The sequence below is a fragment of the Kitasatospora sp. NPDC032121 genome (genome assembly GCF_055580145.1).
The window spans coordinates 143249-160682 of sequence record NZ_JBVILX010000014.1 but is presented as its reverse complement, the minus strand read 5'-3'; the positions used below and the strand labels follow the sequence as shown (position 1 = coordinate 160682).

The window sequence follows — 17434 nt, the reverse complement described above, 5'->3', positions numbered from 1 at the left end:
GGGGTGGGCGTGCGCGAACGTCCGTGACGTGGGATGGGGTGTGGGGCGATGACACCATTGGGGTTGAGCGTGTCCACCTGGTGGTGGATCGTCGCGCTGGTGACGGTGCTGTTCTGGGCGCTGGCGGTGCCGCCGCAGCCGATCCGGAAGTACCGGATCATGGTGTCCCTGGCGCCGCTGTCCGGAGCGCTCTTCCTGATCGGTCACCTCAGGGGCACGGGCCTGGCCTCGGCGCTGTCCATGTACGCGCTGGCCGTGCTGTCGCTGGCGCTGGGGACGGCCGGGCACCTCGGGAAGCTGTCGCGCCGGCACCTCGCGGCGCAGAAGGCGGGTGACCCGGACGAGGTGCCGATCCCCGCGGGTCTGCTGGTGCAGCTGTTCCTGTGCCTGACGGCGGGCATGGTGGCGTACTTCGTGATCCAGCCGTAGGCGCCGGCGTGGCGGATCGGGTCTGCCGCCCGGGTCGGCCTCACGGGTCGGCCTCACGGCGGCGGGCGGCCGGCACGTGGCCGGCCGCCCGCCGGCGGATCCCGCCGGGTGGGCGGGTGTCAGAGCGTGGTTCAGCCGAGGGTCAGCGACTTGGAGTGCGTGCGCCAGGCCTCGTCCACCGACACGGTCTCGCCCTTGTAGCTGGGGCTGGCGTAGCCGCCGGCCTGGGTGCCGGTGAACAGGTTGAACCAGCAGTTGGCGTACGGGCGCAGCGAGTAGACGTGGTCCTGGAGCGGGGCGGCGATGTCGAAGGAGTAGTCGGCGCTGTTGCCGTTGTAGCAGGCGTGCGGGCCGGTGTAGGTCACCGACTGGCCCTCGAAGAAGAAGTCCTGGTAGATCGTTCCCAGGACGACCAGGTTGGACAGGCCGGCCGAGCTGTTCAGCTCCTCGGCGAACGCGCTGTCACGGGCGGCCGCGGCGGCGCTCAGCGGGGCGTCGGTGACGTGCCCGCCGGTGGCGTAGCCGATGGCCTCGCGGTAGGTGCCGAAACACTTCGTCTGGGCGCCGTCCGCGTTCACCACGCAGTGCCGGTTCGAGGTTCCGGACGCCGCGGGCTGGGCGACGGCCGTGGCCGCGCCGGACAGGGACAGCGCGATCGCCGCCGCCGCGAGGGCGGTTCCGGTGCGCTTGAAGGAGCGTGCCATGCGTGATCAACTCCTGGCTCAGATGGGCGAGTTGTCGAGCACCCGTGCTCGCCGGGGGCGCTCTTCGCCGATTCTGTGCGAGGCGTTCGGGGCGGGGTATCCGAGAAATCTAGGACATGTCCGCGTCATCTCGCTTCGCGGCCCGGCGACCGCCGGGCGGACGCAGAGCGACCGCAAGCCGTGAAGCCCCGACCCGGGCGGGTCGGGGCTTCACGGTGGCCGAGGGCTTCCGGCCGGCCCGCTACGGGGTGTGGTCACCGTGGCGGGAGGCGGCGGACGAACGCGCCTTCTCCAGTTCGGCCACGAGCTTTTCCACCCGCTGATTGGGCGTGTTCCCCCACCCGTAGCCCGCCAGCATCGGCAGCTGGTCGATCTTTCCCGAGGCCAGGAGCAGTTCCGGGACGTCGGAGGAGAACAGTGTTCCGGTGACGACGGCGGGCCTCACCTCCTGGATCTCGGGCCAGGTGTAGGAGCGTGACTTGAGCAGTCCGGAGTACTTCACACCGGCGTCCCCGAAGGCGACGCCGTAGATCGGGGCACGGACCGTCAACACCAGGCCTGGAACGGCGAAACCGAGGATGACGATGAGGTCGTCGGCCCTGGTGACATTGGCCGCTCCCGCGACAGCGACCAGCAAGAGCACGAGCCCGATCAGGAAGTAGACGAGCGCCCAGGGATTGTGCCTCTTGTGCATTTTCCATTTCCACGTGTCTGGTGCGTCGGGGCGCCGCCCGATTCGGACGGCGCCCCGACGGGTTGGTTCAGTGGATCGGAATCCACCGTCGGATCAATCTAGAAGCTGAACGGCTTGAAGACGAAATTCAGCACCGCCGGAACGATGACAGCTATCGTCTCCCCGACGAACACCGGTGCCGGTTCGATCAGTGACCCCTTCTTCTTCTGGAGGATCCAGCTTCGCGGGCTGAAGAAGGACGGGGCCCGTCGACGCTCCACCCAGCGCGTCGAAGAATCGAGCTGGAAGCCACCGGTACGGCATCAAAAAGCAGTCCGCGCAAGCACGTTCGCCGACATGTGTGTTCGGGGATGCCGCCTGGGCGCTCTCGGGTGCCATCGCAGGGGGGCGCGAGGCTGCGATGTGGGCGGGGGTGCCGGGTACGCGGTGCGCCAGGTCGTGGACGAGGCCTACGAGGTGGTCGTCGACGCCGGTGCGGTCAGGCGATGCGGACCGTCAGCGGGCCCGTGCCGCTCGCGTGGGCGAGGTGGGCCGCTTCCTCTTCGAGCGCCTTCAGGGGAAGGGCCGCGCTGTCCGGGAACGGGGTGACCACCAGGTCCTGGCCGGTGGTCTCCCAGACGCCGACGATCCGGCCGTCGACCACGACGGTCGGGGAGATCCACCCGGACTGGCGGCTCACCAGGGCGCGGTGCCGCGGCGCGAGGAGCAGTTCGTCCTTGGTGCCGGGGCCCAGGACGTACTGGTCGAAGCCGCCGAGCAGGCGCACCCCCTCGGACGGGGTGGTGGCGGCGAGTTCCTCCGCGTGCTCGGTGAGGATGAACGCCTTGCGGCCCTCGAACTCGACCTCGGTCAGCCGCTCGCCCATGCCCTCGAACCACCGGCGCAGCTTCGGCTTGCTGGTGCTGTTGAGGCACAGCCAGCGGTCGAACACCTCGGGCGTGGCGGGGCCGTGGGCGCCGAGATAGGAGGCGATCACCACGGGCGCGGCCTCCTCGGGCGCGGGCACGCCCTTCCAGTCGGCGAACCGGCTGGCCGGCTTGACGAAGGTGACCTTGTTGCCCCGGCTGGGGCCGTGGCACAGCACGCCGCGCCAGGCGAGCGGCTTGAGGACGGAGCCCCAGCCGGAGCGCAGCCGTTCCTCCATGCTCCTGAAGCGCCGGTCGGCGACGAGGCGGGTGACCAGTTCGTCGCGGGTGAGGGCCGCTCCCCCGTCGAGGATGCCGGAGACCTCGTCGGTCAGCGCGTCGATCTGCTCCGGGCTGACGCCGGAGGCCTTCTGCCAGGAGGGCTTGAGCCAGGTGCCCAGGTCCGCCATGAGCGACAGGTAGGCGCCGGCCTCGGCGGGGCGCAGCAGGTGGAGGGTGCCGCGTACGGCCCAGGTCTTCAGGAGGGTGCGGTCGGTGACGGCCTGGTCGACGCCGGTGGGGTCGGGGGTGGACTGCCGTAGGGCGACGGCGAGTTCGGCCGCGCTCCGGACCTGGGCCTGGACGCCGGCGAGCCTGCTGACGATCTCGCCCGCGCTGGCGCCGGTCCGCGGGTCGAGGTACTGGCGCCGCATCCGCCAGGCGGTCACCTGCTCCCGGTCGACCTTCATGTCGCCCCCCTTTCCCAGCCAACGGGTTCCTCACCCTACACCGCGCCGGGCGGGGCGCCTTCGGGGGCAAGTGGCCTGGTGGGAAAGGGGTGTTCGGGGTCGGAGGAGTCGGTCGGGTTTCAGACGAGCTTGCGGTGGCCGGTCTCGCCCCTGAGGCCGCCCACGTTGATCGGCTGGAGGATGACGGTGATCGCGCCGGCCGAGAAGTGCTGCACCGGGCCGCCGGTGTTCCGTCCGTGGAAGCTGTGCGGCAGTGCCTGTCCGGTGGTCGGGTCGGTGCCGGCGGTGTACATGTCGATGATGCCCTCGTGTCCCTGGCGGGCCTTGGCGTCGTTGCCGTCGGCGGCCTGTTCCACGGTGATGTGGTCGTCGCCGTCGACGGCGACGACGGCGGCCACGTGGTAGGGCCAGCCGCTGGTGTTGGCGGGCTGCTCGTGGTCCCCGTGCCACGCGGTCTCCACGATGGCGAACGCCTGGCCGGGGTTGGGCCGTTCCTCGCCGTTCGCGTTCGGGCCGCCGGGCCGGGCGTTCGCGTAGGCCGTGGCGCCCTGGGCGTTCTCCTGGTCGCCCAGGCCGAACTGGTGGCCGCCCCGGGCGAATTCGCTGGCGTCCTGCCCCAGGGCCAGCCGCTGCTGGTGCATGATCTCCTCGGCGGTGTGGGCGCAGTCCGCGAGGAAGGCCGTCGACGGCTCGTACTGCGCGTACGTGCGCCCCGCGATCTGCCCGCTCTGCCCGGTCGGCTTGCAGTACCGGGGCGCCGGGGCGCCCTCCGCGACCCAGAGGACGGTGGTGTCCGCGCCGGCTTCGACGGTCATGAGGTAGAGGCCGCTCTGCGAGACCCGTACGGGCCCCAGTTCCTCGGTGTCGACCTCGGCGAAGCGCTGGACGGCCGTCGCGCCGTTGCCGCGCGCCGCGCCGTGGGTGTCCCGGTCGCCGCGGGTGTCCCGGTCGCCCGGTTCGGGTCTGCGGCTCATCACCCGGTGCGCGTTGGCCTCGGCCTCGCGCTCGAAGCGGTCCCCGGGGTGGGAGATGCTCAGTCCCGACCCGTTGTCGGTACCGGCCACCGGGCCCTGGCGCTGCTGGATGACGTGCGTCAGTTCGTGGGCGAGGGTGTGCTTGTCGCCGCCGCCGTCGCCGATGACGACATGGCTGCCGGAGGTGTAGGCGCGGGCGCCCACCTCGGCGGCGGAGGCGCGGGCCGCGGAGCCGGTGTGCAGGCGGACGTCGGAGAAGTCGGCGCCGAGGCGGGACTCCATCTCCCGGCGCAGCGTCCCGTCCAGCGGCTTGCCCGGCGCGCGCAGCACGTCGTGCACCGCGGACAGTTGCACCGGCTCGGCGTCGCCCTGCCGGTGGCGGTTGCGCTGGAGCATCCGGACGACGGCCGCGTTGCCGGCGGTGCGCTGCAGTTCGAGGAGTTCCCCGGGTGCCCGCCCGTCCGGGGTCCGTCCCGCCCGCGTGGCCGCGGCCCTGGTGGCGGGTTGCGGCTGCCTGTCCTGCTTCGCCGGCTCGTGCGCGTGCATGGGACTCCGCTCGTAGGAGTGGCCGTTTCGCTGTGCCCTCCCTGCATACCCGGGGCGGCGCTCGCGGGTAAGGGGGTGGACGGGCACGATGCGCTGCCCGTCCAGGCAGCGCGCCCGGGCCGGTCCGGGCCGCGGGCCGGTCGAGCGGGGGCCGGTCGAGCGGGGGCCGGTTCAGGCCTGCGGGCCGGCGTGGGCGATGTGCACGGGGTCGGGGACGTCCGAGACGGCGGTGCGGCGGCCGGTGGGGCGCAGGTCGGTGCTCTCGAAGGGCTCCAGGGTCTCCCGGCCCTCGGGCATCACCTGGTGGTGCCAGCGGCGCAGCAGCGGGTCGGGCTCGTCGGGGAGGTAGAAGGAGTTGTGGACGACGGCCTGGACGCCCACCAGGCCCTCCTCGCGGGCGGTCGGGCTGTCGAGGACGGTCACCACGTCGCCGTTCTCGAACGGCGGTGGTGTCGCGGCCTCCTCCTCGCCGACCTGGGCGCCGCGGACGGCGGGGTGCAGGAAGGTGTCGGCGCCGGTGCGTTCCCAGGCGGGCCAGTCGCCGTCCTCGTCGGGGCTCAGGCCCAGGGCGCGCAGGCAGTCGGCGGTGGCGGAGGTGGGCACCAGCTCGACGTCGTAGCCGAGCAGTTCGGGGGTGCGCGGGTACGGGCCCCGGGAGGTGACCGTGACGCGGCCGAACGGGGCCAGGGCGGCGGCGACTTCGCGGGTGAGCGCGGCGTCCCGCTCGGCGGGGGCCTCCAGCCAGAGGTTCATCCAGACGAGGCGGTGGGGGGCCAGGGCCATGGCGAGGTCGTCTCCAGGGTGGTGCGGTCGGTGGTGGCGGGGAATTCGGCCGGTTGTTCCGGTCAATTCACTGACGGCGGGGCATTGTTGAGGGATTTCGCGGGATCAGGGGCGGCGCCGGCCCCGATGGTCGTTTTCTCCATCGGGGCCGGGCCGAAAGGCGTTACCGCCCGGGGCGGTTCACCGTATTCAGTGCGTCACGTATCCGTCCGGGGCGATGTTGGCGTGCTCGAAGTCCTTCCCCTGGTTCTTGCCGCTGGAGAAGATGGAGAACTTCGTTCCCTTCTTCACCTGGACGTCCCATTCGTCCTTGCCGTCCGTCGCCTTCTTCCAGAGGTTGCCGTAGGCGTCCTTGAAACCGCCGCCGCGTTCCGGCTTGCCCATCCAGCCCTTCGGCGGGACGAACGGCACGGGGCCCTCGAGGTCGGTCGGCAGGTTGTGCTTGATCGCCGCGGCCCGCAGCTTGGTGTTCGTCTTGTACGCCTTCTCGGCGTCGCGGGCGAGGGAGTTGAGCGTGGCCACGCCGTCGCCGAGCTTGGTCACCGACATGTGCTTGAGGCTCTGGGCGGCCCATTCCACCCACTTCATGTCGGTCGCCCGCTTGGCGATCTTCTCGTTCTTGGCCAGCAGCTTGGCGATCTTCGCGGGCTTGCTCGCGGCGTCACCCAGGTACGGGATGAAGCCGACGGCGGACAGGCCCGCGCCGGTCCAGTCGCCGCGGAAGAGGCTGAGGACGCCCGAGGCCCCGTCGCTGATCGGGGTGGGGTCGAAGATGCCGGCGATGTCCAGCGCGAGGGTGGCGGCGTCGGCGGCGGAGATGCCGCCCTCCATGACCAGTTCCTCGTCCGGGTGCTCCGGCTCGTACCCGTCGTCCGAGCCGCCCGGGTCGCCGGGCTCGGCCGGGGCGGTGGCGTTCGCCTGGGCCTCCTGCCGGGCCAGGTCCATGGCGTGGGACAGCGCCTGGCCGGCGGCGGCGAGCGCCTCGGCGGCGCTCTGGCCGGCGGCGACGGCCGAGTTGTACGCCTGGTCGGCCGACGCGTAGGCGGCGCGGGCCGAAGCGGCGGCCGCGGTGGCGGAGTTGGCGGCGCGGTGGGCGGACTGGGTCGCCTGGGCGGCCGAGGTGCCGGCCGAGGCGGCCGCGTTCTTCGCCGTGGCGGCCGAGGCGGCGGCCTGGCGGGCCGAGGCGTCGGCGGCGGAGGCCGCGGCCGAGGCCTGGCCGGCGGCGGTCTGGGCGGCGGCCGCGGAGTCGCTGGCCTGCCGGGCGTAGCCCGCGGCCTCGGCGGCGGCGCCGCGCGCGGTGGCCGCGGCGGCGGCGGCCTCGGCGGCGTTGCGGCTGGCGGTCGCGGCGATCGCCTTGCCCTCGGCGACCAGGCGCTGGACGCTGGCGACGTGGACGGCGTCGGTCTGGTCGCGCTGGGCCGCCACGTACTGGGTGACGGCGACGAAGCCGCGCAGCAGCGGGGCGGGACCGGAGAGCGCGACCTGGGCCGCGGCGCGGACCCGCGGTCCGCCCTGGACGCTGAGCCGCAGCGCCTCGACCTTGTCGTCCTCCTCGCGCGCCCGGTACTGGCCGGTGGCGACGAAGGCGCGCAGGGCCTCGGTGGTGCCGGCGTCGAGGGCGGCCGAGCCGGCCTCCTTGACGGCCTTGCCGCCGGCGTTCATCAGGGCGAGGACCTGGACCCGGTAGTCGTCCTTGAGCACGGTGTGCTGGCCGGTCTCCAGGAACGCCGCCCGCTGGTCCGCGGGGGTGTCGAGGGCGGCGAGGGCGGCCGCCTTGAGGGCGGGGGTGCCGGTCGTGGCGAGGTTGGCGATCTTCGTGTAGTCGTCCTGGGCCGCCGCCTCCTGGCGTCCGGTGGCGAGCCACTGCCGGACGTCGGCGTCGGTGCCGGACAGGGCGGCCTCGGCGGTGCGCTCGGTCCACGGCGAGCCGGTCGCCATCAGGTGGACGGCGGCCTTGCGGGCCTTGGCGAGGGCGGTCGCGGGCTCGGTGCCGGGCGCGGCGGCCTCGGCCAGGAGCTGCTTGGTCTCCTCGTCCTGGCGCTGGGCCTCGGCGCGCTCGGTCGCCTGGGCGGCCTGCTGCTCGGTGTACTGCTGCTTGAGCTCCTCGGCGGCCACGATGGCGAGGTCGCGGTTGCTCTCCAGGGCGGCCTTCTCGGCCTCCCGGGCGGTCTTCTCCACCTGGTCGGCCTGGTTGGCGGCGCTGGTGGCCCGCTCCGCGGCCTTGACGGCAGCGTTGGCGTGCTCGGTGGCGAGGTTGGCCCAGTTGCCGGCCTGACCGGCGTGGTTGGCCGCGTCCTCGGCGGCCTGGGCGGCGGCGGTGGCGTGTCCGGCGGACTCGGTGGCGGCGGCGCGCGCCTGCTGGGCCGCCGTCAGGGCCTGCGTCGCCATCGTCTTGGCGGTGCCGGCGGCGGCGCTGGCGGTGGCGGACAGGCGGCGGGCCTTGGCGGCGGCCGCGTTCGCCCGCTGGGCCTCGGCCTGGGCCACCGCGCTGTTGCCGCCCGCGTCGGCGGCGGCCTGGGCGGCGGCGGCGGCGTGGAGGCCGGCGTCGACGGCCTGGCCGACCGAGGTGAGGGCCTCGGTCAGGGCGCCGACGGCCCGGTACACGGACTCGGCGGCCGTGGTGGCGCCCTGCGCGGCGTCCCGGGCGGTCTTCGCGGCGTCCCGGGCGGCGGCGGCCTGCGACTCGTCCTTCGCGGCGGCGGAGGCGGCCTCGTAGGCGCGGGCCGCCGCCCGCCCGGCGGCGGCCGCGGCGGACGCGGCGGCGGACGCCGCGGCGGAGGCGGTGCGGGCCGCGCTGCTGGCCGCGTTGGCGGCGTTGATCGCGGTGCGGGCGGCGTTCGCCGCGCTCTCGGCGGCGTCGGCGGCGCGGTGGGCGGCGGCGGTCGCCTTCTGGGCGGAGCCCTGGGCGGCGGCGGTCTCGGCGGCCGCCTTCTGGGCCGCCTCCTTGGCCAGGCGCGCGGCGTCGACCGCGCGGCCCGAGGCCTCCTTCGCGGCGGCGGTCTCCTTGGCGGCCTCCTGGCCGGCCTGGCGGGCGGTCTCGACGAGCTGGCCGACCGTCATGGCCTCCTGGTCCTGGGCGCGGGCCGCGTACTGGCCCTCCCGCAGGAACTCCCGTACGGCGCCGGCGCCGGCGCTCAGGGCGGCGCTGCCCGCGCTCTTCACCTGCGGGCCGCCGAAGTTCATCAGCCGCAGGGTCTGGACCCGGTTGTCCTCCTCCTGCGCCTTCTGCAGGTCGACGGAGAGGAACTGGGCGACGGCCTCGGGTGAGCCGTCGTTGAGGGCCTTCTGCCCGGCCTCCTGCACCGCGGTGCCGCCGGTGTTCATCGCGCGCAGCACGCTGACCTTGCGGTCGTCGGCCAGCGGCGCGTTCCAGCCGGTCGCCAGGAAGGCGTGCACGTCCTGCGGCGTTCCGGCGAGCGCGGTCTGCGCGGCCTCGCGCACGCCGGGCCCGCTGACGTTCAGCAGCTGGAGGACGGCGAGCCGCTCGTCCTGCTCGGTGGCGATCCTGCGCCCGGTGTCCAGGAAGGCGGCGATGTCGCCGTCGGTGCCGGCCAGGGCGATCTCGGCGGCGGCCCGTACGGAGTCGCCGCCGGTCCTCCACGCGGCGACGGCCTGGGCCCGCGGGCTCGGGCCGGGTGTGCCGTCCGTCGCGGTGGCGGTGCCGGAGAGCGATCCGGTGGTGAGAACGATCACGGTGGCGGCCGCCAGGAGGCGGGCCGCCAGTCCCTTGCGTGGCCGTAGGGGGGATGCGGCCTTCCAGCGCCCCCCAGGTATCTGCTGTGTCATATCCCCTCGAAAACACGTCAGTTCGGTAGAAGGACCGATCGGTTCGGCCCGTCCGACCGCACATGATGGCACGTCGGACGGAAACTTTGGATACCGCTCCTTGGCTGACGGGAGATCAGGGCATTACTTTCCGCTCCTGGTTCGCAATTCATTGCATCGTGGACATCTCGGGGTCGGCGGCCGCCTCCGATGGTGATATCAATGTCCCCGTCAGTTCGGTGGGGGGATGGCAGGTCCTGGAATGCGTGTGCCCGTGCACGGCGTCCGTCCGGGTTCCCGCGGGTCTTCGCACCGGCGGGACACTTCATGACGGAAAAGACCACATCCATGGGGGGTGAGGAGCCCGAATGAGGGCCTCTTCTCGAATCCTGGCCGCCGCCGCGACGGCCGGTCTCACGCTTCTCGCCGGAACCGCCGGCGTCCCGGTCGCCCACGCGTCGACCACCGGTACCGCACCGTTCACCGTCGAGGACTACTCCTACCCGGGCGCGGACCGCATCCTGGCCGAGTCGGGCATCCGCCTGAAGTCCGGCAACGGCAACATCACGCTCACCACCTGCTCGGCCGGTGGCGGCGGCCTGCTGCGGATCATGGCGCGCACCCGGGACGACATCTGCTTCCGGATGACCGGCACCGTCGGGCGCCTCAGCCTCGAGGTGCCGCGGGTGCACGGCATCCAGAGCGACGGCGTGCGCGACGTGTCCGTGTCGATGTCCGTCGACGGCACCACCACCTCGTTCAAGGTCGACAAGAGCCTGTGGACGGCGGTCGGCGAGGCCGCCGACCCCCAGAGCCGCCCCCACACCCTGCTGGACATCACCGCCACCGGGCCGGTCTCGTCCAACTCCGGCCTGTCGGACCGCCCTTACGTGGCCAAGCTCGACATCGGCGGCCGCGGCTGCACCGGCACGCTGGTCGACCCGCGCTGGGTGCTCACCGCCGCGAGCTGCTTCGCCGACGACCCCGCCCAGTCCCTCGCCGTCCCGGCGGGCGCCCCGAAGAAGCGCACCACCGTGACGGTCGGGCGCGGGGACCTCAACGGCACCGGCGGCCACACCACCGACGTCGTCGAGCTGGTGCCGCGCGCCGACCGCGACCTGGTGATGGCCCGTCTGGACCTGCCCGCCTACGGCATCACCCCGGTCGCCGTGGCCGCCATCGCCCCGGTCCAGGGCGAGGAGCTGAAGGTCACCGGCTACGGCCGCACCCGCACGGAGTGGGTCCCCGCCGCTCCCCACACGGCGGCGTTCGGCGTCGGCACCGTCGAGGCCACCGGCATCGACGTGGCGGCCAAGGCCCCCGCCGACGCCACCGTCTGCCTGGGCGACGCCGGCGGTCCCGCCGTCCGCGAGTCGGCCGGCAAGGCCGAGGTCGTCGCCGTCACCAGCCGCTCCTGGCAGGGTGGTTGCCTCACCTCCGCCGAGACCCGCACCGGCGCCTACGAGACCCGGGTGGACGACCTCGGACCGTGGATCACGGCCCTGCGGGACCGGCGTTCCGCCGCCGTGAACGAGGCCGGCACCGGCCGTCTGCGCTTCACGGACTTCGACGGCGACGGCAAGCCCGACTACGTGACGGTCGAGGACAACGGCGCCGTCAAGGTCTGGCTGAACCGCGGCGGCGACCCGGCCGGCGCGGGCGGCTGGCAGGGCATCGGCCAGGTCGCCACCGGCGTCACCACCGATCGCTCCCGGGTGCGGCTCGCCGACTTCAACGGCGACGGCAAGGCCGACTACATCGTCGTCAACCCCGACGGCTCCGTGAACGTCTGGCTCAACCACGGCGGCGACCAGGTCCGCGCCTGGGAGCCCGTCGGCCGCGTCGCCACCGGTGTCACCAACCGCCAGGACCAGGTCCGCTTCGCCGACTTCGACGGCGACGGCCGCGCCGACTACCTGGTCATCGAGGACAGCGGCGCCGTCAAGGTCTGGCTGAACCGCGGCGGCGACCTCGCCGGCCCCAACGGCTGGCAGGGCATCGGCCAGGTCGCCACCGGCGTCACCGCCGACCGCTCCCGGGTGCGGCTCGCCGACTTCAACGGCGACGGCAAGGCCGACTACATCGTCGTGGGCGCCGACGGCTCCGTGAACGTCTGGCTCAACCGCGGCGGCGACCAGGTCGCCCCCTGGGAGCCCGTCGGCCGCGTCGCCGCCGGTCTGACGACGGACAACAACGCCGTCTTCCTGACGGACTTCACCGGTGACGGCCGCGCCGACTACCTCTGGAACGCCGGCGACGGCAGCACCAGCGCGTACGCCAACAAGGGCGGCGACGGGCACGGCGGCTGGGACTTCCTCGGCCGGATCGCCTCCGGCGCCTGAGCCCCGGCCCGGGGCTGAACCCGGGCCCGGGCCCCGGATCCCCGGCCGTTCCGCCACCGGATCCACCATCCGCGTGGACGGGCCCGAGCGACCGCCGTGCGCGGCGGCCGCTCGGGCCCGTCCCGTGTTCCCCTCGCCTCCCCAAGAACGGACACCCACGTGAAACGTGCCTCCCTGATCGCCCTGGCCGCCCTCACCGCCGCCCTGACTCCGACCGCGGCCTCGGCCTCGGCCGGGACCCCGGCCGCGCCTGCCGCCGTGGCCTCCGCCACCGCTGCGACCCCGGCTCCGGCCCCGACCCCGATCAAGGTCATGCCGCTCGGTGACTCGATCACCGACGGGGCGGGCAGCACCACCGGCGCGGGCTACCGCGCACCCCTGTGGGACCTGACCGCCCAGCAGTCCCCGTACACCGTCGACCTGGTCGGCACCTCCTCCTCCGGCGCCGTCGCGGATCCCGACCACGAGGGGCACAGCGGCTACCGGATCGCCCAGGTCCGCGCGGACATCGACCGCTGGCTGTCCGCCGCCGACCCCGACGTCGTCCTCCTGCACCTCGGCATCAACGACCTGAAGTGGGACGCGAACGCCGACCCGGTGCAGGCCGCCCAGCGGCTGTCCGACCTGGTCGACCGCATCTTCGCCGACAGGCCGGGCGTGACCGTCGTCGTGCAGGGCCTGCTGACCGCCACCCCCGGTCTGGAGCAGAAGACCGCCGTGTTCAACCGCGAGTTCGCCGCGCTCCAGGACCGGGGCCAGAGCCCGGCCGGCGGGGCCGCCGGCCGGCACTTCCGGTACGTGGACCCGGCGGACCTCGACGCCGCGACCGACCTCCCGGACCGGCTGCACCCCAACGACGGCGGCTACCGCAAGATGGCCGAGGTCTTCCACCGGGCGCTGGACCAGGCCGTCGCCGACGGCTGGGCGTCCCGCCCCGCGGCCCCCCGGGCCGGCAACGAGGTGGGCGGCAGCGGGCGCGTGCGGTGGGCGGACTTCGACGGCGACGGCAAGCCCGACTACGTGACGGTCGAGGACAACGGCGCCGTCAAGGTCTGGCTGAACCACGGCGGCGACCCGGCCGGCGCGGGCGGCTGGCAGGGCATCGGCCAGGTCGCCACCGGCGTCACCACCGACCGCAGCCGGGTGCGGCTCGCCGACTTCAACGGCGACGGCAAGGCCGACTACCTCCTGATCAACCCCGACGGCTCCGTGAACGTCTGGCTCAACCACGGCGGCGACCAGGTCGCCCCCTGGGAACCCCTCGGACGGGTCGCCACCGGCGTCACCAACCGCCAGGACCAGGTCCGCTTCGCCGACTTCGACGGCGACGGCCGCACCGACTACCTGGTCATCGAGGACAGCGGCGCCGTCAAGGTCTGGCTGAACCGCGGCGGCGACCCGGCCGGCGCGGGCGGCTGGTACGGCATCGGCCAGGTCGCCACCGGCGTCACCACCGACCGCAGCCGGGTGCGGCTCGCCGACCTCGACGGCGACGGCAAGGCCGACTACCTCCTGATCAACCCCGACGGCTCCGTCGGCGCCTGGCTCAACCACGGCGGCGACCGCCACGGCGGCTGGCTGCCCACCGGCCGGATCGCCACCGGCGTCACCGACCGCCAGGAGCAGGTCGCCCTCGTCGACTTCGACGGCGACACCCACGCCGACTACCTCCTGACGGACGCCGGCGGCGCCGTCACCGCCTACGCCTACCGCGGGGGCGACAGCGCCGGCGGCTGGGCCGACCTCGGCCGGATCGCCGGCGGCGCGTAACGGCGCTCCGCCACACCGTTCGCCGCCCGGGCCCCGGGCGGCGAACGTGACGGATGCCGGCTCGGAGCCACCGGCGGCTCTCGGCGGCGCCCAGGCCGAGGTCAGCGGGACCGGGACGCCGTACGTCACCCGGCTCCGCTCGGGCCGGAACGCGGAGCCGTTCGACTTCACCTACCGCGACTACGGGAAGGCGCTCACCTTCACCCCTCCCCCGGCCGACGCGGTCGTCGACGTCGCGACCGCGCTGCCGGCCACCGCCGAGCGGACCGCCGGCTGACCCGGCCGGCGGCGTGACGCGGCGACAGCAGCAGCGGCGCGCAGGCCCGGGGCCGGGCTCGACAGGACCGGTGTGGCGGTCGTGGTCCGCTGCGCGGCCGCCGCCATGGACGCCTGGGCGAGGACGATGACGTCCGCCCCGTCCACGGCGTCGACGGCGGCGGCGATCGCGGACAGGTAGCCGGCGTTGTCACCGCTCTCGAACCGGTCCCAGGCGCCCTCGACCACCGTGGCCGTCACCGTGACCGGCCGGCCGGACCGGGCGGCCTCCTCCTCGACGAGAGCCACCGTCGGGCCCACGGTGCCGGCCAGGGCGGCGATCACCACGACGCGCGTCGTGGTCCCGCCCCCGCCGGGCGCGGCGGCGACGGCGGCCGCCGCCATCGGGCGGTCGACGCGCAGCACGGGCACCCCCAACACCTCGGCCCGGGCCTCCGCGACCCCGCCGATCGTCGAGCAGGTGCACAACACCGCCGCCGCCCCCTCGGCGACCGCCGCGGCGAGCACCCGGTCGATGTCCCCCGCGACGGACTCGGGCCCGCCGGCCCGGGCCCCGGCCAGCAGTTCCTCGGACACGACGTGCCGCAGGGGCAGCCCGGGGTGGTCGCGGTCGCGCAGCGCGTCGAAGACCGGGACGTGGACGGACGAGGTGTGGAGCAGCGCCAGCATGCGCGCGATGCTAACGGCCACGGTCGAACGCCCGACCGGCCGGGTGAGGTGGTGTGCGGGTGCGGGCTGCGCACCCGCGGCACGGCCCTCGCCTCCACCGCTCCCCCCTACTGGCCGGCCCTGCTGGAGCACCTGCGGGAGGGGCCGCGAGGACGGCCCGGGGACGTACGGGAAGAGCGGGGGCAGGGAGCAGCCCGGGACGCCGTCGGGGCGGCGGCTCAGGGGGCGGTGAAGAGGCCGGGGAAGGACGGGGCCAGCCAGGGTCGGCGGCCCCAGGCGAGCACCTTGCCGCGGGCGATGGCGCCGGTGGTGGAGCAGCGGCCCAGGGCGAGCAGGAAGAACGCCACCGGTTCGATGAGGATCGTGCAGTCCGGGCGGCGCGGCGGTTCCTGGCCCACCACGACGGTGCCGTCGGTGAAGGTCACCGTGAACCCGCCCTGGCCGCGCAGCCGCAGCCGGTAGCAGGCGCTGTGGCCGGCGGCGGTGCGGGCGTCCGTCACCAGGGGCATGGCCGTGCGCAGGAACGGCATCGTCAGGGCGACGCGCCGCCGGTCGATCGGGTGTGGCCGGCCGAGGGCGACGGCGATGTCGTAGAGGTGGGCCAGCATGTGGGTCAGCAGGTAGGCGCCGAGGGTGTCGAGGTCCATCGGGCCGAGTGGGGTGAGCATCGGTTCGGTGCCGGTGCGCGGGCCGGCCGCCGTGGCGAACTCCCCTGCCTGCCGGGCGATCTGTTCCGCGAGTACGGCGGGGTCGCGTTCGGTCCGCTCGGCCAGTGAGGCGGCGTTCGCCGCGGCCAGCGCGCCCGGGGTGCCGTCGCCGTACGGCCGTTCCTCGCCGGCGGCCAGGGCGGCCATCAGTTCGTTGGCCATCGCCAGGTGGGCGGCCGCCTCGGCGACCGTCCACTGGGCGCCGGGGATCCGGGTGTCGCCGCGGCAGCCGGCGAGCAGGGGGACGGCCTCGTCGCCGACCGCGGTGACCGCCTCGAGCAGCGTGGTGCGCACGGCACCGGGAGAGTGCTGGGGGAACGTCATGGTGGTGAAGACTGGTCGAGTTGCGCACCGGTGTCCAGTGATGTTGACAGGGCCTGGAGGACATGCGTTCCGGCGGCTCCTGCCCGGGCGGGGAGCGGGCGGTTCCGGGGCGGAGGGCCGGGCCGGTTCCGGGGGCGGAGGGCCGGGCCGGTTCGCGAGTCCGCGTCCGCAGGCAACCCGAACGGCCTCCCATCGCGTCGAGCTGCCGTGAGAGGAAGAACGACACTGCGGCCGGACCGGCCGCCACGGCAGACGGGGACGGCACGGGCACCATGGCGGGGACGACGGCAGGATGACGAACGCGATACCTCCGGACTTCGAGGAGTTCGTCGCCGCCTGCGGGCCGAAGCTGCTGCGGACGGCCTGGTTGCTGACCGGCGACCCGCACCAGGCCGAGGACCTGCTGCAGACGGCGCTCGCCAAGGTGTGGCCCAAGTGGGCGCGCATCGCGCCCGACCGGCCCGAGGCGTACCTGCGGAAGGTCCTGGTGAACTGTCACGTCTCCTGGTGGCGGCGTCGCTGGACCGGGGAGCTGCCGCACGGGGAGATGCCCGAGCCGCAGCCGGAGGAGGACCCGTACGAGGGGGTGGTGCTCGGCCAGGTGGTGGCCGAGGCGGTACGGTCGCTGCCGCCGCGCCAGCGGGCCGTGGTGGTGCTCCGTTTCTTCGAGGACCTGAGCGTCGAGGAGACCGCCGAGGTGCTGCGCTGCAGCACGGGCACCGTCAAGAGCCAGACGCACCGGGCGCTCGCCGCCCTGCGCGGACGGCTGCCTGCCCGGGAACTCCTGCTGGACGGGGGACCTCGTGACCGGAACTGAGCTGCTCGACCCGTTCGGGCCGGGCGACGGCGGGCACGACGAGGAGGAGCTGCGGGTCATGCTCCACCGGGCCGTCCCGGCCCTGGCCTCTCCGCAGGACCGGGTGGAGCGTGTGCTCGCCCGGGTCGAGCGGTCCAGGCGCCGCCGGCGGGCGGCCGGGCTCGCGGCCGGTCTCACCGTCGGCCTGGCCGCGGCCGTCCTGGCCGCGGCGCCCGCGCTCGCGCCGGGCCCGGTGCGGGGGGTGGGGCTGGGGCCCGCGGGCTCCGTGTCCGCCCCGGCGCCCGCGGTGCCGCCCGTCCAGGCGCCGACGGGGACTCCGTCCGTCCTTCCCGGGCCGACGTTCTACTTCCCGCGGTTGCCGGAGATGGTCGTCGCCCTGCCGGTGAACTGGCACGTCCTGGCCCTGCCGGCCGCCGCGCCGCAGGACAAGTTCGGCTACCTCGGCACCCAGCCGCTGGGGCCGTCGTGCACCCCGGGCGCCACCTACTGTCCGATCCCCTGGCTGCTGCCCGTGGATGGCGCGGTCGTCGGGTTCCGGCTGAGGGAGGACGACCGGGGGCTGGCCGAGAAGCTCGGCCCGAGCCCGTCCGGGCTCAACGAGTCGGGCTACCTCGAGCAGGAGTGCGCCGCGCTCGGCGGCACCCGCGAGCTGGGCGGCCTGCGCGCCGTCGACCGCGCCGGCTCCCCGGTCGTGGTCGAGGTGACGGCCTGTCTGCGGCAGCCGTCCGAGTCGACGCTGCGGCAGGTGCGGCAGGTGTTCGACACCATCCGGTCCGCTCCGGCCGGCCGGCCCCCGACCGCCACCGCCGTGAGCCCGGCGCCGACGCCGTAGGGGGCGGACCCGCGGCAGGACGGCCCGGCCCCTCGCGCACGGACGCGGGGCGCCGGGCCGGCCTGACAACCGCCGGTGCGGGCGGGCGGGTGCCCGTCCCGGGGCCCCGGTGGGCACAGCGGGCATGGCTGCGGGGGGGGGGGGGGGGGGCCCAACCCCCCCCCCCCCCCCCCCCCCCCGCCGCTCGGCATACCATCCCAACCCCAAC

Annotated in this window: 14 protein-coding genes; 5 read left to right on the top strand and 9 right to left on the bottom strand. The window is 74.6% G+C overall.

Features of this window, described 5'->3' with window-relative positions; translation table 11 throughout:
* The first annotated feature begins 63 nt into the window (after positions 1-63).
* Positions 64-429 (top strand): hypothetical protein, encoded by a 366-nt coding sequence (locus ACZ5OX_RS28675; RefSeq protein ID WP_465634094.1) that lies wholly within the window; start codon positions 64-66, stop codon positions 427-429.
* A 131-nt stretch (positions 430-560) separates the two neighbouring features.
* Here ACZ5OX_RS28675 and ACZ5OX_RS28670 read toward each other — a convergent pair whose 3' ends face one another.
* The 7 genes from ACZ5OX_RS28670 to ACZ5OX_RS28640 form a co-directional block, all read right to left on the bottom strand.
* On the bottom strand, positions 561-1133 hold the full coding sequence (locus ACZ5OX_RS28670) for a hypothetical protein (protein WP_465634093.1): 573 nt from the start codon (positions 1131-1133) through the stop codon (positions 561-563).
* Between the two features lie 241 nt (positions 1134-1374).
* A complete protein-coding gene (locus tag ACZ5OX_RS28665; protein ID WP_465634091.1) occupies positions 1375-1827 on the bottom strand; it encodes a hypothetical protein in 453 nt (150 codons plus the stop codon).
* Between the two features lie 98 nt (positions 1828-1925).
* Positions 1926-2087 carry a hypothetical protein gene (locus ACZ5OX_RS28660; RefSeq protein WP_465634089.1) on the bottom strand — a complete coding sequence of 54 codons (162 nt, stop codon included), beginning with the start codon at positions 2085-2087 and terminating at the stop codon, positions 1926-1928.
* Between the two features lie 218 nt (positions 2088-2305).
* Complete coding sequence (locus ACZ5OX_RS28655) at positions 2306-3421, bottom strand: winged helix DNA-binding domain-containing protein (RefSeq protein WP_465634088.1); 1116 nt, start codon at positions 3419-3421, stop codon at positions 2306-2308.
* A 119-nt stretch (positions 3422-3540) separates the two neighbouring features.
* Positions 3541-4941, bottom strand: a complete 1401-nt coding sequence (locus tag ACZ5OX_RS28650; protein ID WP_465634086.1) for an eCIS core domain-containing protein — start codon at positions 4939-4941, stop codon at positions 3541-3543.
* 171 nt (positions 4942-5112) lie between these two features.
* Positions 5113-5724, bottom strand: coding sequence for a hypothetical protein (locus ACZ5OX_RS28645; RefSeq protein WP_465634085.1), 612 nt, complete (start codon positions 5722-5724; stop codon positions 5113-5115).
* Between the two features lie 189 nt (positions 5725-5913).
* A complete protein-coding gene (locus tag ACZ5OX_RS28640; RefSeq protein WP_465634083.1) occupies positions 5914-9417 on the bottom strand; it encodes a hypothetical protein in 3504 nt (1167 codons plus the stop codon).
* A 440-nt stretch (positions 9418-9857) separates the two neighbouring features.
* On the opposite strand from ACZ5OX_RS28640, the gene ACZ5OX_RS28635 reads away from it, so the two are divergent.
* Together ACZ5OX_RS28635 and ACZ5OX_RS28630 are read left to right on the top strand one after the other, a co-directional pair.
* Positions 9858-11831 (top strand): FG-GAP-like repeat-containing protein, encoded by a 1974-nt coding sequence (locus ACZ5OX_RS28635; RefSeq protein ID WP_465634081.1) that lies wholly within the window; start codon positions 9858-9860, stop codon positions 11829-11831.
* Positions 11832-11990: 159 nt separating this feature from the next.
* Positions 11991-13601 carry an FG-GAP-like repeat-containing protein gene (locus tag ACZ5OX_RS28630; protein ID WP_465634079.1) on the top strand — a complete coding sequence of 537 codons (1611 nt, stop codon included), beginning with the start codon at positions 11991-11993 and terminating at the stop codon, positions 13599-13601.
* A gap of 180 nt (positions 13602-13781) precedes the next feature.
* On the opposite strand, the gene ACZ5OX_RS28625 is transcribed toward ACZ5OX_RS28630, so the two are convergent.
* Together ACZ5OX_RS28625 and ACZ5OX_RS28620 are read right to left on the bottom strand one after the other, a co-directional pair.
* On the bottom strand, positions 13782-14546 hold the full coding sequence (locus ACZ5OX_RS28625) for an aspartate/glutamate racemase family protein (RefSeq protein WP_465634077.1): 765 nt from the start codon (positions 14544-14546) through the stop codon (positions 13782-13784).
* A 218-nt stretch (positions 14547-14764) separates the two neighbouring features.
* Positions 14765-15577 (bottom strand): maleylpyruvate isomerase family mycothiol-dependent enzyme, encoded by an 813-nt coding sequence (locus ACZ5OX_RS28620; RefSeq protein ID WP_465634076.1) that lies wholly within the window; start codon positions 15575-15577, stop codon positions 14765-14767.
* 292 nt (positions 15578-15869) lie between these two features.
* Between ACZ5OX_RS28620 and ACZ5OX_RS28615 the strand changes: the two genes are divergently transcribed.
* Together ACZ5OX_RS28615 and ACZ5OX_RS28610 are read left to right on the top strand one after the other, a co-directional pair.
* Positions 15870-16394: a SigE family RNA polymerase sigma factor gene (locus ACZ5OX_RS28615; protein ID WP_465634074.1), complete on the top strand. Its 525-nt coding sequence runs from the start codon at positions 15870-15872 to the stop codon at positions 16392-16394.
* Positions 16381-17226 (top strand): hypothetical protein, encoded by an 846-nt coding sequence (locus ACZ5OX_RS28610; protein WP_465634072.1) that lies wholly within the window; start codon positions 16381-16383, stop codon positions 17224-17226. The genes ACZ5OX_RS28615 and ACZ5OX_RS28610 overlap by 14 nt, the downstream gene beginning before the upstream one ends.
* Positions 17227-17434 lie beyond the last annotated feature (208 nt).

Bases quoted from the DNA above. Each gene is read 5' to 3' on its own strand.
- ACZ5OX_RS28670 (WP_465634093.1), bottom strand. From the start codon at position 1,133: ATGGCACGCTCCTTCAAGCGCACCGGAACCGCCCTCGCGGCGGCGGCG.
- ACZ5OX_RS28665 (WP_465634091.1), bottom strand. From the start codon at position 1,827: ATGCACAAGAGGCACAATCCCTGGGCGCTCGTCTACTTCCTGATCGGG.
- ACZ5OX_RS28655 (WP_465634088.1), bottom strand. From the start codon at position 3,421: ATGAAGGTCGACCGGGAGCAGGTGACCGCCTGGCGGATGCGGCGCCAG.
- ACZ5OX_RS28650 (WP_465634086.1), bottom strand. From the start codon at position 4,941: ATGCACGCGCACGAGCCGGCGAAGCAGGACAGGCAGCCGCAACCCGCC.
- ACZ5OX_RS28645 (WP_465634085.1), bottom strand. From the start codon at position 5,724: ATGGCCCTGGCCCCCCACCGCCTCGTCTGGATGAACCTCTGGCTGGAG.
- ACZ5OX_RS28635 (WP_465634081.1), top strand. From the start codon at position 9,858: ATGAGGGCCTCTTCTCGAATCCTGGCCGCCGCCGCGACGGCCGGTCTC.
- ACZ5OX_RS28625 (WP_465634077.1), bottom strand. From the start codon at position 14,546: ATGCTGGCGCTGCTCCACACCTCGTCCGTCCACGTCCCGGTCTTCGAC.
- ACZ5OX_RS28620 (WP_465634076.1), bottom strand. From the start codon at position 15,577: ATGACGTTCCCCCAGCACTCTCCCGGTGCCGTGCGCACCACGCTGCTC.
- ACZ5OX_RS28615 (WP_465634074.1), top strand. From the start codon at position 15,870: ATGACGAACGCGATACCTCCGGACTTCGAGGAGTTCGTCGCCGCCTGC.